Annotated in this window: 10 protein-coding genes; 2 read left to right on the top strand and 8 right to left on the bottom strand. The window is 65.6% G+C overall.

Annotated features, from left to right (window positions below; genetic code table 11):
- Positions 1–4 precede the first annotated feature (4 nt).
- On the bottom strand, positions 5–1,585 hold the full coding sequence (gene purH, locus CS1BSM3_RS04105; RefSeq protein WP_072385678.1) for a bifunctional phosphoribosylaminoimidazolecarboxamide formyltransferase/IMP cyclohydrolase: 1,581 nt from the start codon (positions 1,583–1,585) through the stop codon (positions 5–7).
- 242 nt (positions 1,586–1,827) lie between these two features.
- Between purH and CS1BSM3_RS04100 the strand changes: the two genes are divergently transcribed.
- Both CS1BSM3_RS04100 and alr read left to right on the top strand, forming a co-directional pair.
- On the top strand, positions 1,828–3,351 hold the full coding sequence (locus CS1BSM3_RS04100; protein ID WP_083528217.1) for a replicative DNA helicase: 1,524 nt from the start codon (positions 1,828–1,830) through the stop codon (positions 3,349–3,351).
- 55 nt (positions 3,352–3,406) lie between these two features.
- A complete protein-coding gene (alr, locus tag CS1BSM3_RS04095) occupies positions 3,407–4,519 on the top strand; it encodes an alanine racemase (RefSeq protein WP_072385677.1) in 1,113 nt (370 codons plus the stop codon).
- A 14-nt stretch (positions 4,520–4,533) separates the two neighbouring features.
- Here alr and CS1BSM3_RS04090 read toward each other — a convergent pair whose 3' ends face one another.
- From CS1BSM3_RS04090 to CS1BSM3_RS04060, 7 genes are all read right to left on the bottom strand, one after another.
- Positions 4,534–5,076 carry a CvpA family protein gene (locus tag CS1BSM3_RS04090; protein WP_072385676.1) on the bottom strand — a complete coding sequence of 181 codons (543 nt, stop codon included), beginning with the start codon at positions 5,074–5,076 and terminating at the stop codon, positions 4,534–4,536.
- Positions 5,077–5,359: 283 nt separating this feature from the next.
- Positions 5,360–6,505: a PQQ-dependent sugar dehydrogenase gene (locus tag CS1BSM3_RS04085; RefSeq protein ID WP_072385675.1), complete on the bottom strand. Its 1,146-nt coding sequence runs from the start codon at positions 6,503–6,505 to the stop codon at positions 5,360–5,362.
- 173 nt (positions 6,506–6,678) lie between these two features.
- Complete coding sequence (locus CS1BSM3_RS04080) at positions 6,679–7,104, bottom strand: D-Ala-D-Ala carboxypeptidase family metallohydrolase (RefSeq protein ID WP_072385674.1); 426 nt, start codon at positions 7,102–7,104, stop codon at positions 6,679–6,681.
- 322 nt (positions 7,105–7,426) lie between these two features.
- On the bottom strand, positions 7,427–8,587 hold the full coding sequence (locus CS1BSM3_RS04075) for a TAXI family TRAP transporter solute-binding subunit (RefSeq protein WP_072385673.1): 1,161 nt from the start codon (positions 8,585–8,587) through the stop codon (positions 7,427–7,429).
- 133 nt (positions 8,588–8,720) lie between these two features.
- Positions 8,721–9,908, bottom strand: coding sequence for a cytochrome P450 (locus CS1BSM3_RS04070; protein WP_143149061.1), 1,188 nt, complete (start codon positions 9,906–9,908; stop codon positions 8,721–8,723).
- 186 nt (positions 9,909–10,094) lie between these two features.
- On the bottom strand, positions 10,095–10,937 hold the full coding sequence (locus tag CS1BSM3_RS04065; RefSeq protein ID WP_072385671.1) for a universal stress protein: 843 nt from the start codon (positions 10,935–10,937) through the stop codon (positions 10,095–10,097).
- A gap of 56 nt (positions 10,938–10,993) precedes the next feature.
- Positions 10,994–13,741 carry a cation-transporting P-type ATPase gene (locus tag CS1BSM3_RS04060; protein ID WP_072385670.1) on the bottom strand — a complete coding sequence of 916 codons (2,748 nt, stop codon included), beginning with the start codon at positions 13,739–13,741 and terminating at the stop codon, positions 10,994–10,996.
- Between the last annotated feature and the right edge of the window lie 110 nt (positions 13,742–13,851).

The following is a 13,851-nucleotide window of genomic DNA, read 5'->3' as shown; positions in this document are numbered from 1 at the left end:
TCCCTCAGTGGCGGAAGTGGCGCAGGCCCGTGAAGACCATGGCGAGCCCGCGCTCGTCGGCGGCCGCGATGACCTCGCGATCGCGCATGGAGCCGCCGGGCTGTATGACGGCCGTCACGCCCGCTTCTGCGGCGGCGATGAGCCCATCTGCAAACGGGAAAAAGGCATCGGATGCGACGACCGAGCCCTTCACCTCGAGGCCGGCCTGCTCGGCCTTGATGACGGCGATGCGGGCCGAGTTCACGCGGCTCATCTGGCCGGCGCCGACGCCGATCGTGCGCCGGTCGCGGCCATAGACGATGGCATTCGATTTCACGAACTTCGCGACCTTCCAGGTGAAGAGCAGGTCGGCCATTTCTTGTGCGCTCGGCTGGCGTTTGCTGACGACCTGCGTGCCCTCGAGCAATGCGAGATCCGCATCCTGAACGAGCAGGCCGCCGGCGACCTTCTTGAGATCGAGGCGTGGCGGTGTCGTGGCCGGCCAGTCGCCGCAAACGAGCAGGCGCACGTTCTTTTTGGCCGCAACAATGGCTTCGACACCAGGAGCCACACGCGGTGCGATGATCACCTCGACGAACTGGCGCTCGACGATGTGTGAGGCCGTTGCCGCATCCAGCTCCCGATTGAAGGCGATGATGCCGCCGAACGCGGATTCGGTATCCGTCTCGAAGGCGCGGTCGTAGGCGTCCGAGATACTGGCCGCTTCCGAGACGCCGCACGGATTGGCGTGCTTGACGATGACGCAAGCCGGATCGGCGAACTGCTTCACGCATTCGAGCGCGGCGTCGGTGTCGGCGATGTTGTTGTAGGAAAGCTCCTTACCCTGGAGCTGGCGCGCCGCGGAGATCGTGCCGGGCTCGACGGGCTGGCTTACGTAGAAGGCCGCGCGCTGGTGCGCATTCTCGCCATAGCGCAGGCTCTGCGCCTTGCGGGCTTGGAGTGTGAACGTCGGGCCGAAGCCGGTCTCCGCGCTGTCGCCACCCTCGAAGAGCGCGCCGAGATGATTCGAGATCGCGCCGTCATAAGCGGCCGTGCGCGCGAAGGCCTTAGCGGCGAGCGTGCGGCGCAGCGCGAGCGTCGTCGCGCCGCCATTGGCATCCATCTCGGCAAGCACGCGGGCATAGTCGTCGGGATCGACGACGACGGCGACGCCGGCGTGGTTCTTGGCCGCGGCGCGGATCATGGCCGGGCCGCCGATGTCGATATTCTCGATGCAGTCCTCGAGCGAGGCGCCCTTCGCGACCGTCTCCTCGAAGGGATAGAGATTGACGACGAGCAGATCGATCGGCGCGATGCCGTGGGTCTTGGCCGAGGCCTCGTGCGCAGCATCGCCGCGGATGGCCAGCAGGCCGCCGTGCACCTTCGGATGAAGCGTCTTGAGACGCCCGTCCATCATCTCGGGAAAGCCGGTGTGATCGGCCACGTCCTTGACCCGGATGCCGGCAGCCTTGAGGGCGCTCGCCGTGCCGCCAGTCGAGAGGATTTCGACGCCGCTCGCCGCGAGGCGGCGCGCGAGCTCGACCACGCCCCGCTTGTCGCTCACCGAGATCAGCGCGCGGGCAATACGGGGATTGGGTGGCGTCATGGTCTCAGTCCTTGATCGATGTCGGAAGCGTGGCCGGCGCGACCGCATCCGGTACCGGCGCCGCGCTGCTGGGATAGGTTACTGGCATAGCATGCCAGTACAATTCGTACTGTCGGCGATTCGGTCGCACGGCAAGCGGCACGTCGACTGGTCTATGCACGTCTGTGCAAAGCGTGGAGTCACCCCGGTCGTGAGCCCTTGTCACGCCCAAACGGGGACCCGAATCGGCGATCTTCGCGCGCATGAACAACGCCCGCACTGCCCCCGATCTCCTGAGCCTCGCCTCCGGCGCCGCCAATGCCGGTAACGAGGCGCTGCCGCTCCGCGCAGCCCCGCACAATCTCGACGCCGAGCAGGCTCTGCTCGGTGCCATCCTGGTCAACAATGAGGCCCACGACCGCGTGTCGGGCTTCCTCGATCCGCACCATTTCTTCGATCCGGTGCACCAGCAAATCTACGAGACGGCGGCAAAGCTGATCGCTGGCGGCAAGCAGGCGACGCCGATCACGCTCAGGACGTACTTCGAGACGGCACCGCCCATCGAGCCGGGTCTTACCGTACCTCAGTATCTCGGGCGGCTCGTCACCAATGCAACGACGATCATCAACGCTTACGATTATGGCCGGACGATCTACGACCTTGCCATTCGCCGTCATCTCATCCTCATCGGCGAGGATATGGTCAATGCGGCCTACGACTCGCCAATCGAATTTCCTCCTGGGGATCAGATCGAGGAGGCGGAGAACAGGCTCTTCAGCCTCGCCGAGAACGGGAAGTACGGGCAGGGATTTCTAGGGTTCGGCACGGCGCTGACCCACGCCATCGAAATGGCCAACAACGCCTATCAGCGCGAGGGCGGCCTCTCCGGCATTTCGACCGGGCTTCGTGATCTCGACGCCAAAATGGGCGGCCTGCAAGCGTCTGATCTGATCATCCTCGCCGGCCGTCCGTCCATGGGTAAGACGGCGCTCGTCACCAACATCGCTTTCAACGTCGCGAAGAACTACAAGGCCGAGCGGCAGCCAGACGGCACCGACAAGGTGCTGGATGGAGCTGTGGTGGGCTTCTTTTCGCTCGAAATGTCGGCAGAGCAGCTCGCGACACGTATTCTCGCCGAGCAGGCCGAGATCTCCTCGGAAAAGATCCGCCGCGGCATGATCAACGAGGCTGAGTTCAAGCGCCTAGTTCAGGTTTCGCAGCAGATGTCGACGATCCCGCTTTTCATCGATCAGACGGGTGGCATCTCCATCGCACAGCTTGCTGCTCGCGCCCGCAAGCTGAAGCGCCAGCGCGGCCTCGGCCTTTTGATCGTGGACTATCTGCAGTTGCTCTCCGGCTCGAGGCGCACGTCAGAGGGGCGCGTTCAGGAGATCACGGAAATTACCACTGGCCTCAAAGCCCTGGCCAAGGAGCTGGAGGTCCCGATCATTGCCCTTTCCCAGCTCTCGCGACAGGTCGAGCAGCGCGAGGACAAGCGGCCCCAGCTCTCGGATCTGCGTGAATCGGGCTCGATCGAGCAGGACGCCGACGTCGTGATGTTCGTCTTCCGTGAGGAATATTACGTCGAGCGCACCAAGCCGAGCGAAGGCACGGCCGAGTTCCAGACCTGGATGGAAAAAATGCAGATGGTCAGCGGCAAAGCCGAGGCTATCATTGGCAAGCAGCGCCACGGTCCGGTCGGTACGGTCACGCTGGCCTTCGAGGGCCAGTACACGCGGTTCGGCAATCTGGCGCACGATCAGTATCTGCCCGAGCGGCACGAGTAAGCGAGAGTTGGCTTTGTACGTTCCTCCTGCCCCACCCGCGCATGACCCGAGCGCCGTGAGCGCGGCTGCGCGCGGACTTCTGACGGTCGATCTCGCCGGCATCAAAGCGAACTGGCGCTGGCTTGCGGCCGTTGCGCGGGGGGCGGAGTGCGCCGGCGTCGTCAAGGCCGATGCCTATGGTTTGGGTATCGAGCCGGTGGCCAAGGCGCTCTGGGAGGCCGGCTGCCGGACGTTCTTCGTGGCGACGCTGAGCGAGGGACGCCGCCTCAAGGTCGCCCTGCCTGCGGCGACGGCCTACGTGCTCGACGGGCTCCTGCCGGCGACGGCACCGCTCTATCCGAGCTATGGCCTTCGCCCGGTCCTCGGCAGTCGCCCCGAGATCGAGGAGTGGGCAGCCTATGCGCGCAGTGTCGGCGCGCGCCTGCCGGCGGCCGTGCACATCGATACGGGCATGAACCGGCTCGGCATGACCGTCGAGGACGTCGAGGCGGTCGCAACCGATCCGGCGCCGTTCGAGGCCTTCCCCGTCACGCTGATCATGAGCCATCTCGCCTGCGGGGATACGCCGGGCTCGCCGATGAATGCGCGGCAGAAGGCCCTGTTCGATGCGTTGCGGGCGAAGCTTCCAGCCGCGCCCGCGAGCCTTTCCAATTCGGCCGGCACCCTCCTCGGCGCCGACTACCGCTATGACCTCGTGCGGGCGGGGATCGCGCTTTACGGCGGGCGCGCGATCGAGGGCCGTCCCAATCCTGCGGCAAAGGTCGTCCGCGTCGAGGCGCGCATTCTCCAAGTGCGCCAGGCAGAGGCCGGATCGACCGTCGGCTATGGCGCCGCATACACGCTGACGCGGCCGTCGCGACTGGCCACGATTGCGACGGGGTACGCCGACGGCTTCCTGCGCTCGATCAGCGGGCCGATCGGGCGTCCGTCACCACCCGCGTACGTTGCCGGCTATCCGGCGCCGATCGTCGGCCGTGTATCCATGGATGTCGTGACCGTCGACGTTACGGACATTCCCGCGGCGCTCGCGCAACGCGGTGCCTGGGCCGAGTTGATCGGCCGGCATGTCGGGATCGACGACCTCGCCGACAGCTCGGGGACCATTGGCTACGAGGTCCTCACGCGCCTCGGCCCGCGCTTCCAGCGGGTCTACCTGCACGGAAGCTGAGGCGGCTCCCGTTCCTACCCCTGCTGCCCCTCGGAGGGCTTGCTGAACGACGGCGGCACGACGCGCACGAGCACGTCGCGGAACGTATTGCCGGTCGCCTGGATGTAGGGGAGGGAGATGGATTCCTTGACCCACGAAGGCTGCTGCTGCTGATCGGGCACGAACGACTCGTAGAACATGTACGGGATCACCACGAGGATGAAGCCGCGCACGACGCCGAAGAGGAAACCGAGCAGGCGGTCGATCATGCCGACGCGACTGTCCAGGATCGTGTCCGAGAGCCGGGACGTGACCAAGTGCACGATAATGAGCACGATCAGGAAGATGATGCCGCCGACCACGACCTGGGCGACGGCGGGCGGCGCATGGAACTGCTGCGCGATCTGCTCGGCCATGGGTTTGTGATAGAGCACGAAGTAGAGCACGGCGGCGGCGGCCGCGATCCACGAAATGATCGACAGTACCTCTCGCGTGAAGCCGCGGTACATGGCGAGTAGCCCCGAGATCAGGCCGATCGCGATCACCGCCGCGTCGAGGTAGGTCAAGGGGCCAAGCATCGAACCAAGTCCTCGTAATGTGCTGTTGCGTCAACTGCGGGCGCGCCGTCCGAACGCTCGCCGCACTCTAGTCTATGACGGCGCCGGATCAAGTCGCCCCCGCGGCCTCGGGAGCGCGGCGTCTTGGACGGTGCCGGGTCGTTAGGCGGCTCCGACGGACGTGGAGCACGTAGAGACAAAGCATCTAATGATCACACGCGTGCAACACCTGCCACGCTGCGCAACGCGCGCGCCATGGAAAGTGTATCCCTAATCAGGCCGTTTTCGCGGCAGGAAGTGCAGATCAGCCCGGCACGAGGCGCAGAAGCTGGCCATCGGCGTGATCGGTGAGGATCCATACGGCGCCGTCAGGGCCCATGCGGACGTCGCGGAGACGGGCGCCGAGGTCTACAAGCAACCTTTCCTCGGCGACGACCTTCTCACCATCCAGAACGAGGCGCGAGAGGTGGCGCCCGGCGAGCGCACCGACGAGCAGGTTGCCCTTCCAGGTGGGAAAGAGATCGCCGGTGTAGAACGCGGCGCCGGAAGGCGCGATCGACGGGTCCCAGTAGTAGAGCGGCTGCTCCATGCCCGCCTTCGCCGTGCCCTCGCCGATCGGGGCGCCGGAGTAGTCGCGCCCGTAGGTGATGACGGGCCAGCCGTAGTTCAGGCCCTTGCGGACGACATTGACCTCGTCGCCCCCGCGCGCGCCATGGTCGACGATCCAAAGCTCGCCCGTCTCGGGATGCAGTGCGGCGGCCTGGATATTGCGATGCCCGATCGACCAGACCGCCGGATCCCAGCCAGGCTTATTGGGATTGCCCGCGAAGGGCGTGCCGTCGCGGTTGAGCCGCATGACCTTGCCGAGATGATTGGCGGGGTCCTGCGCCTCCTGCTTCTGCGTGTAGCGCTCGCCGACCGTGAGGAAGAACGATCCGTCCGGCACAAAGACAATGCGCGAGCCGAAATGCATATCGGAGGCAATCGACGGCTGCTGGCGGAAGATCACGCGGACATTCGTGATGCGGCCGCCGCCTGCGGTGAGCTCGAGGCGACCACTCGCGACGCTGGTGCCGCTGAGGCCGTCCTCACGGGGCTCGGCGAATGTGAGGAGGATCTCCTGCGAGGTCGCAAAATCGGGTGTGAGGGCCACGTCGAGGAGCCCGCCCTGGCGGACCGCGTGGACTTTCGGCACGCCGGCAATCGGCGATGAGAGCGTGCCGTCGCGGGTGACGATGCGAAGGCGGCCCGGCCGTTCGGTCACCAGCATCCGGCCGTCAGGGAGGAATTGGAGCCCCCAGGGATGCACCAGATTCTTCGCCACGCTTTCGACCTTGATGGCGGTCGTCGGGGCGGCTGGCGCGCGCGTCTGCTGGGCGGAGGCCGGCGGCGTCAAAGCAAGCGCCGGCAGGATCAGAGCGCAGGCTGTCACAAGTCGAAGAGTGCGCATTGGTTTTGCTCCGGCTCGTCCGTGGGGCCGCTGCCTTGTCGGGGGCAGTGAGCCATCAGTATGGACGGGCAACTTGGCAATCCCAATGCAGTTCCCCGATGCGATTACAAGGAACTGCGATCAGCCATGACCGCAGCAGGGCGCCACGGTCATGGCTGAGAGCATCGTTGCGGTCAGTTCGCGTGGGCCACTCGGCGACGGCCACCGCCGACGCACTTGTTCCACGTGTAGTTGCCGCCATTGTCGATGTGCAGGTGGCTCATGCCACAGCTATAGATGCCGAGGCCGCCTTTGTGGTTCGTGCGCAGCCACGCGATGACGGCGGCGCGCTTGCCGGCCGGCGCGTGGAAGTCGACGGCGCGGCAGGAGGCGTGCAGGCTGCGCCGACCGGTGCCGGCGATGACCGCGCCGCGGCGGAAGGTCGAGACGATGCGGACCGGTCCGAACTTGGCGCGGATCTGGTTCAGCGTGCTCTGGATCGACCCAGGAAGGCAGGACGTCGAGGTTTGCGCTGAGGACGGCGTTGCGCCGGCAAACAGAACGACGATCAGGGCGAAAGCGCTCGCGACGAGACGCAGCGCGTTTGATACGCAAGACATGAGTTATTCCCCCGTTGTCTGTGCACCCGTTGACCCGCGCCAGATTGGCGACGGGACTGGATTGGACCCGCATTGGCGCGGGGACCGGAGGGCTGTTAGCCGGCGAAATCGGGCGAGAACAGGGAGTTACGTGGTTAAATGAGTGTCAAAGTGACGCATCAAATAGCAACATTCTGAAAACATTGGGGGCCTATTGGGGAACATGCATAGATACCCCTACCCGAGCGGGACGCACTGCCTACCCCGCTGAACGCTCTACCGAGCGCCTGTACGGACATTTGGGACCGCGACGATCCCAGGAATTATGTGAGGCGGGGATCTTTTAGAGCGCCTTCAGAATTTCCGCGCGCCGCGGAGCCCAAAGCTCCGTCAGTTTCGCGGGATCGGCGTCCTTCGCCGCGGGCTCCTTGGCCATCATTTCCGCCCAGCCTTGCCGCAGCCGCGTGGATCGGCGCATCACGCCGTCCTGCCAGCGCTGATGCTCGGCAGTCCAGACACCCTTCTCCTTGAGAAAGCGGATTGCGCCGTCGTGGAACGGGACGGTCGTCGGGAAGCCTGCCGACCGAGGCAGCTCCCAACGCTCCAGGATTGGCATGGCCTGACTATAAGTCTCGAAGTTGTCGGCGATCGCCTTGGTCACCGCATACATTTCGAGCTCGCCAGCATCGGCGTACACCGTCGCCACCGGGTCGCGGTAGCCTACGATGGCCTTGGGTGCCGCTTTGCTGATGCCCGGTCCTGTATCCTCGGTAAAGGGAAGGAGTACCGGCAGGGTCCGCTGCAGCTTGCTCCAGAAATCCTTGTCCGAGCCCGGGAACTCGATCCAGAAAATCGAGTCCGCGATAGGTTCGAGCGCACGCGCCGAGCCTGCCGTCGGAATGGCTCCCGCGCAATCGACCTCGCCTCGCGCAAGAGCTGCGAGGGCATCGTTGCCGCTCGCGAAATCGACGAGGGTGAGGTCCTTGAGGCTGATGCCGGCGGCATCGAGAATCGCATCGAGCCTGTATGTGAGCGCCATGTTGCCCGGGGCGCGCGCCAAGCGTTTGCCCTTCAGGTCCGCGGGCTTCCTGATGCCGCTCGCCTCGGTCGCCACGATCGACATCGAGCTCATGCGCCCGAGGAGGCAGCGAAGATCCTGCGGCCCCCACGTCGGCGCGACATAGCTGAAGAGACCCTCGGCGGCGAAGAAAGCTTCCATGCCGAGCAGACCGAGCGTGACCTGGCGCTCCTTGAGCTGCTCCATACGCCCGAACGCCCGCTCCGAGGGCTGCAGGCGGATGCGCGTGCCATGGGCCTTGCTGATGGCATCGGCGATGGCCTGCGCTTCCTTGTAGCGGGGGCCGTCGTCGTCGCCGACGCTCCAGATCATGGTCGATGGCAGGCTTGGAAGCGGCTTGACCTGCGCGCCCGCCCTCCTCGGCAACAGCCCGGCGCCGAACGCTGCGCCCATGCCGCCGAGATAGGCTCTGCGCGAGAGATTCATACCCGTTTCCATCCCGGTTCTGGCGCCGCGTATTGCTGCGCCCCTTGAACCACTTCGGGCATGGATCTTCAAGCCAGATGCGCCGCTATGCCACCCAGTTGCGGCATTACAAATTCGTAGTGCGCGCGAAGCCTCACTTGAAGGCGATCGGCAGCTCGCGTGGCCCTCGGACTGTGCCGTGCGACCACACTACGTCTCCCGCTAGGCGGAACTCGGGGCAGCGGCGCAGCAGCTCCTCGACGGCCACCGTCATCTCCATGCGCGCGAGGTTCGATCCGATGCAGCGATGAATGCCGAGCCCGAACGCCGCGTGCCGGTTCTCCTGACGATCTATGATGACCTTGTCGGCATCGGGAAAGGCTTCGGGATCGCGGTTGGCGGCTGGAAATGACAGCATAACCATCTGGCCTTCCGCGAATTTGCACCCGTTGACCGTGGTCTCCTTGGCGACGAGACGAGCCATGGTCACCGGCGCATAGGCGCGCAAGAATTCCTCGATGGCCGTGGGGATCAGCGCTGGCTCGCGGACGAGACGCGCGCGATCTGCAGGCGTGCGCGCGAGATGCCAGATCGAGGCGCCGATGCCGCTCCACGTCGTATCGATACCGGCGACGAGCAGCAGCCGCAGACTGCCGAGCACATGGTTCGGCTTGAAGGGCTCGCCATCGGGATACTTGGCCTGCAGGAGATAGCTGATGAGGTCATCGCCCGGCGCTTCCCGGCGCGCGGACATGTGGCCGGCGAAGTACTCCGTTATTTCATTGAGCCCTCGCTGCAGGACGGTCTCGTCGGTGGTGCCGAGCTCGAGGATCTCGTGGATCCATTTGCGGAAGCGGTCGCCGTCGCTCTCGGGAATGCCGAGCATCGCGGCAATGACCCGCACGGGAATGTGCTGGGCATAGTCGACGGCGGCATCGCAGCCGGGCTTGTCGGCAAAGGCATCGATCAGCTCGTTGCAGATCGCGCGCGCCTTGGGCCTCAGCTTCTCGATGGCCTGCGGCGTGAACGGCGGCAGGAGCACCATGCGCGCCGTCCGATGGCGCGGCGGATCGGAAGTGATCGGGGGCGCGCCGCCGCCCGTGATCGGCTGACTGTCGCGAATGACCACCTGACGCGAGGAGAAGTTCTCAGGGTCGTAGGCGATCTCGCGAATGTCGGCGTAGCGCGTCGGGAGGTAGGCGCCACGGTAGCGGTCCGTATGGGCGATCGGACACTCGGCGCCGCGGATTGTCTCCCAAATGGGAAAAGGATCGTCGACCCATCGCGAGTCGAGATGATCCCAGTCCGTCAGCCAATCGGTGACCGGAGGCCGCTCGCTCATCTGGATGCTCCCTAACATCCGGAATTTTAGCATCCGGAATTTTTGGACATCATCGCAAATGGCAGTGCTCCGTACCAGCATCAAAATGTCGAGGCGCTCGGACAGGACAAACGCCGGATGCAAAAAGGACGGGCGCAGGGCCCGTCCTTGGTCGTCGCGAAAGATGGCGGGGCGCCTTCGCCGGGCCTAGTGGGACATCAGCACCGGAACGGTCGCATTCTGAAGCACGTGGCGCGAGGCGCCGCCGAGGACGAACTCCCTGAGCCGCGACCTGCCGAAGCAGCCCATGACCAGGAGGTCGGCGCGATGGGCCGAGACCTGGGCGAGCAGCTCGACGCCCGCATCGCCGCGGCCGGGCTTGGTCTGCTGGACATTGACCTTCACGCCGTGACGGGCGAGCGTCGCGCCGATCTCGGCCCCGGCGATCTCGCTCGTCGCCTCGGGCTTGCCCGCCTCCTCGACGGAGAGGACCGTCACTTCATTTGCCTTCTGTAGCAGCGGGAGGGCATCGAAGACGGCACGCGCCGCCTCGCGGCTGTTGTTCCAGGCGACCACGACGCGCTCGCCGATCGAGCCGAGCTCACCGGCCTTCGGCACGATGAGCACGGGCCGCCCGCCCTCCATGGCGAGCCAATCGGGCACGTCGAACATATCGGCGTAGTCCCAGTCGCTCTCCTTCTGCGCCGCGACGACGACGTCGGCCGAGCGCGCATGATCGAGAACTGCCTCGACATAGCCCGGGCGCCTGGCCTGATGGAGCCGCCACTCGCCCACGACGGGCTGCCCGCTGATCGCTTCGTCGAAGGCCTTGTGGATGCCCTCGCCGGTTTTGCGGTAGGCGTCGAGTGCGCTCGCGATGGCGCCGCCGGAGATCATCGGCAGCAGCGGCGACTTCGGCGGAGCGGGGGGCACCACGAACAGCCCGGTCACGTGGGAGTTGGAGGGGAGCGCGAGCTGCATCGCCGCGCTCATCAGGCGCTTCACGCGGCCTTCATTGTTGAGGTGCACCAGAATGGACTTGTAGGCCATGATCGCGATCCCTTTCTACTTAGGCTTGTCGATGCGTGACGGGCAGCGAGGTGCAGTCACGTGGTTCGTAGTTCAAGTTTTGCCGCGCGGGGCTGCAGCGCCGGGAAGAGCGCGCGGCCGATGCGCTTCTCGATCTCCAGAATGCCGAACAGGGCGATGCCTGTGGCGATGATGGCGGCACTCTCCACGAACCCGATGCTGGTTGTCTGAAAGAGGTACTGCATCGAGGGAAGGTACGTGAAGGCCATTTGAAGACTTACGATGATGGCAATGCCGATCAGCACGGCTGGCGTGCCGACGATGCCGCGCCACGTGAGCGACGCCCCATACAGGTACCTGACTGAGAACAGATAGAAAAGTTCAAGTACCACGACCGTGTTTACCACCATGGTCCGCGCCGTCTCGATGCCGAGGCCACGATTGAGCGCCCAGGCGAAAATGCCGAGCGCGCCGATAGCGAAGAGGCACGATACGAAGACGACGCGCCAGAGCAGGAAAGGGGAAAGGATCGGCGAATCGGCGGCGCGCGGCGGACGCTGCATGATATCGGGCTCGGCCGGCTCGAAGGCGAGCACGAGGCCGAGGCCGACCGTGGTGACCATGTTGATCCACAGGATCTGGACCGGCGTGAGCGGCAATGTGATGCCGAACAGAATGGCGATGACGACGATCAGGAACTCGCCGCCGTTGGTCGGCAGCGTCCAGCCGATCACCTTCGTCAGGTTATCATACACCGTACGCCCTTCGCGCACCGCGGCGACGATCGAGGCGAAGTTGTCGTCAGCCAGCACCATGTCGGAAGCTTCCTTCGCCGCCTCGGTGCCGCTGCGGCCCATGGCGACGCCGACGTCGGCGCGCTTCAACGCGGGCGCATCGTTGACGCCGTCACCGGTCATGGCAATGACGTCGCCGTCGGCTTGCAAGGCCTCGACGAGGCGCAGCTTGTGCTCGGGGCTCGTGCGGGCGAAGACGCTCGTCTCCGCGGCGAGCGTGCGCAGCGTCACGTCGTTGACGGTGTCGAGGTCGTGGCCCGTCACCACCTTGGCACTGGTGGCGAGCCCGAGCTCGCCCGCGATGGCGCCCGCCGTTGCGGCATGATCGCCGGTGATCATCTTCACGGAGATTCCTGCGCTGCGGCACTCCGCGACGGCCGCAATGGCTTCGGGCCGCGGCGGATCGATGAGGCCGACGAGGGCATCCAGTCTCAGGCCCTCGTTGACATCGCTGAAGTCGAGCGTGCGCCTGTCGTGCGGCATATCGAGCGAGGCGAGGGCGAGAACGCGCTGGCCATTTCGGGCAAGCTCATCGATCGCCTTCAGCCAATAGGCCTTGGCGAGTGGCGCCTCGCCGCCGTCGGCCGTTTGCGTGCGGCACATGTCGAGTACTTGCTCCGGCGCACCCTTGATGCAGGCAAAGACCGCGCCGTCGTGACTGTGGTGCAGCGTTGCCATGTAGCGGTGTGCGGAATCGAACGGGATCTCGTCGAGGCGCGGCAGGGACTTGATCAGTTGCTCGCGCTCATAGCCCGCCTTGAGGCCGAAGGCCATGAGTGCGCCCTCCATGGGGTCGCCATCGACGGACCACTGGCCATGGCGCTCCTGCAATGCCGCGTCATTGCAGAGGATGGCAGCGCGAGCCGCGCTCATGAGGGCACGATTTGCGGTCGGGTCGGCTTCGCTCCCGCCAAGACTGAAGCCGCCCTTGGGCGCATAGCCGACACCGCCCACGTCATAGGTACTGTCGGCGACGACGACGCGCGTCACGGTCATCTCGTTGCGCGTGAGTGTGCCGGTCTTGTCGGAGCAGATGGTCGAGACGGAGCCGAGCGTCTCGACGGCGGGAAGGTGGCGGATGATGGCATTGCGTGCGGCCATGCGCTGCACGCCGATGGCCAGCGTGATGGTCATCACCGCGGGCAGGCCCTCCGGGACGGCGCCCACGGCCATGCTGACGACTGCGAGAAAAGCCAGGTCCGTCGGATAGTCGCGCACGAACACCGCAAAGAGGAACGTCAGCGCGCACAGTGCCAGAATGGCGATCGTGAGCTGGCGGGCAAACTGGTCCATCTGCCGGATGAGCGGCGTCTCGAGCTGCTCGACGCGGCTCAGCAGCGCGCTGATGCGGCCGATCTCCGAGTGCGTGCCCGTTGCGACGACGACACCAGTGCCCTGGCCGGCCGTGACGAGTGTCCCCGAGTAGGCCATGGAGCGGCGGTCGCCGAGGGCGGCCGCGGCGGCGGCAGGTTCCGTACTCTTGTCCGCGGCGACCGACTCGCCTGTCAGGATCGCCTCGTCGATGCGCAGATTGCGCGCCTTGATGAGGCGGATATCGGCCGTGACGCGGTCACCCGCCTCCAGCAGCAGCACATCGCCCGGCACGAGGTCCGCCGCATTGATCGACACGCGATGGCCTTCGCGGAGCACCGAGGCGCGCGGGCTGATCATGTCGCGGATGGCGTCGAGCGCTGCTTCGGCTTTGTTCTCCTGGATGACGCCGATGATGGCGTTGATGATGATGACCGCGAGAATGACGGCCGTATCGACATAATGGCCGAGCGCCACCGTGATCGTCGCGCCGACGATCATCACGTAGATCAGCACGTTGTGAAATTGCAGGAGGAACCGCGTCAGAAGGGATTTTCTCGCGCCGACCGGCAGGGCATTGGGGCCATGGCGCTGCAGGCGGGCCGCCGCCTCGGTGTTGCCGAGCCCTTCGCGCGCGCTGGCGAGGTCGGTGATCGCGGTTTCGGCAGGTAGGGCATGCCAAGGCTTGTCGGATAGAGCAGAAACATCTCGGTCCGGCATTCGAGCTCCAGGTTGATGCCAGGATTGGGGCTGATCTCGCACCCGTCGAGGGCGCCAGAGCGAAACGTCCGCTGTGCGGCGACGCGCGTTTGCTTGCGGTCAGGCGACAT

Source organism: Hyphomicrobium sp. CS1BSMeth3, from assembly GCF_900117415.1.
Classification (GTDB): Bacteria; Pseudomonadota; Alphaproteobacteria; order Rhizobiales; family Hyphomicrobiaceae.
This window is presented reverse-complemented; position numbering and strand designations above follow the sequence as displayed.

Bases quoted from the DNA above. Each gene is read 5' to 3' on its own strand.
- purH (WP_072385678.1), bottom strand. From the start codon at position 1,585: ATGACGCCACCCAATCCCCGTATTGCCCGCGCGCTGATCTCGGTGAGC.
- CS1BSM3_RS04100 (WP_083528217.1), top strand. From the start codon at position 1,828: ATGAACAACGCCCGCACTGCCCCCGATCTCCTGAGCCTCGCCTCCGGC.
- CS1BSM3_RS04090 (WP_072385676.1), bottom strand. From the start codon at position 5,076: ATGCTTGGCCCCTTGACCTACCTCGACGCGGCGGTGATCGCGATCGGC.
- CS1BSM3_RS04085 (WP_072385675.1), bottom strand. From the start codon at position 6,505: ATGCGCACTCTTCGACTTGTGACAGCCTGCGCTCTGATCCTGCCGGCG.
- CS1BSM3_RS04080 (WP_072385674.1), bottom strand. From the start codon at position 7,104: ATGTCTTGCGTATCAAACGCGCTGCGTCTCGTCGCGAGCGCTTTCGCC.
- CS1BSM3_RS04075 (WP_072385673.1), bottom strand. From the start codon at position 8,587: ATGAATCTCTCGCGCAGAGCCTATCTCGGCGGCATGGGCGCAGCGTTC.
- CS1BSM3_RS04070 (WP_143149061.1), bottom strand. From the start codon at position 9,908: ATGAGCGAGCGGCCTCCGGTCACCGATTGGCTGACGGACTGGGATCAT.
- CS1BSM3_RS04065 (WP_072385671.1), bottom strand. From the start codon at position 10,937: ATGGCCTACAAGTCCATTCTGGTGCACCTCAACAATGAAGGCCGCGTG.
- CS1BSM3_RS04060 (WP_072385670.1), bottom strand. From the start codon at position 13,741: ATGCCGGACCGAGATGTTTCTGCTCTATCCGACAAGCCTTGGCATGCC.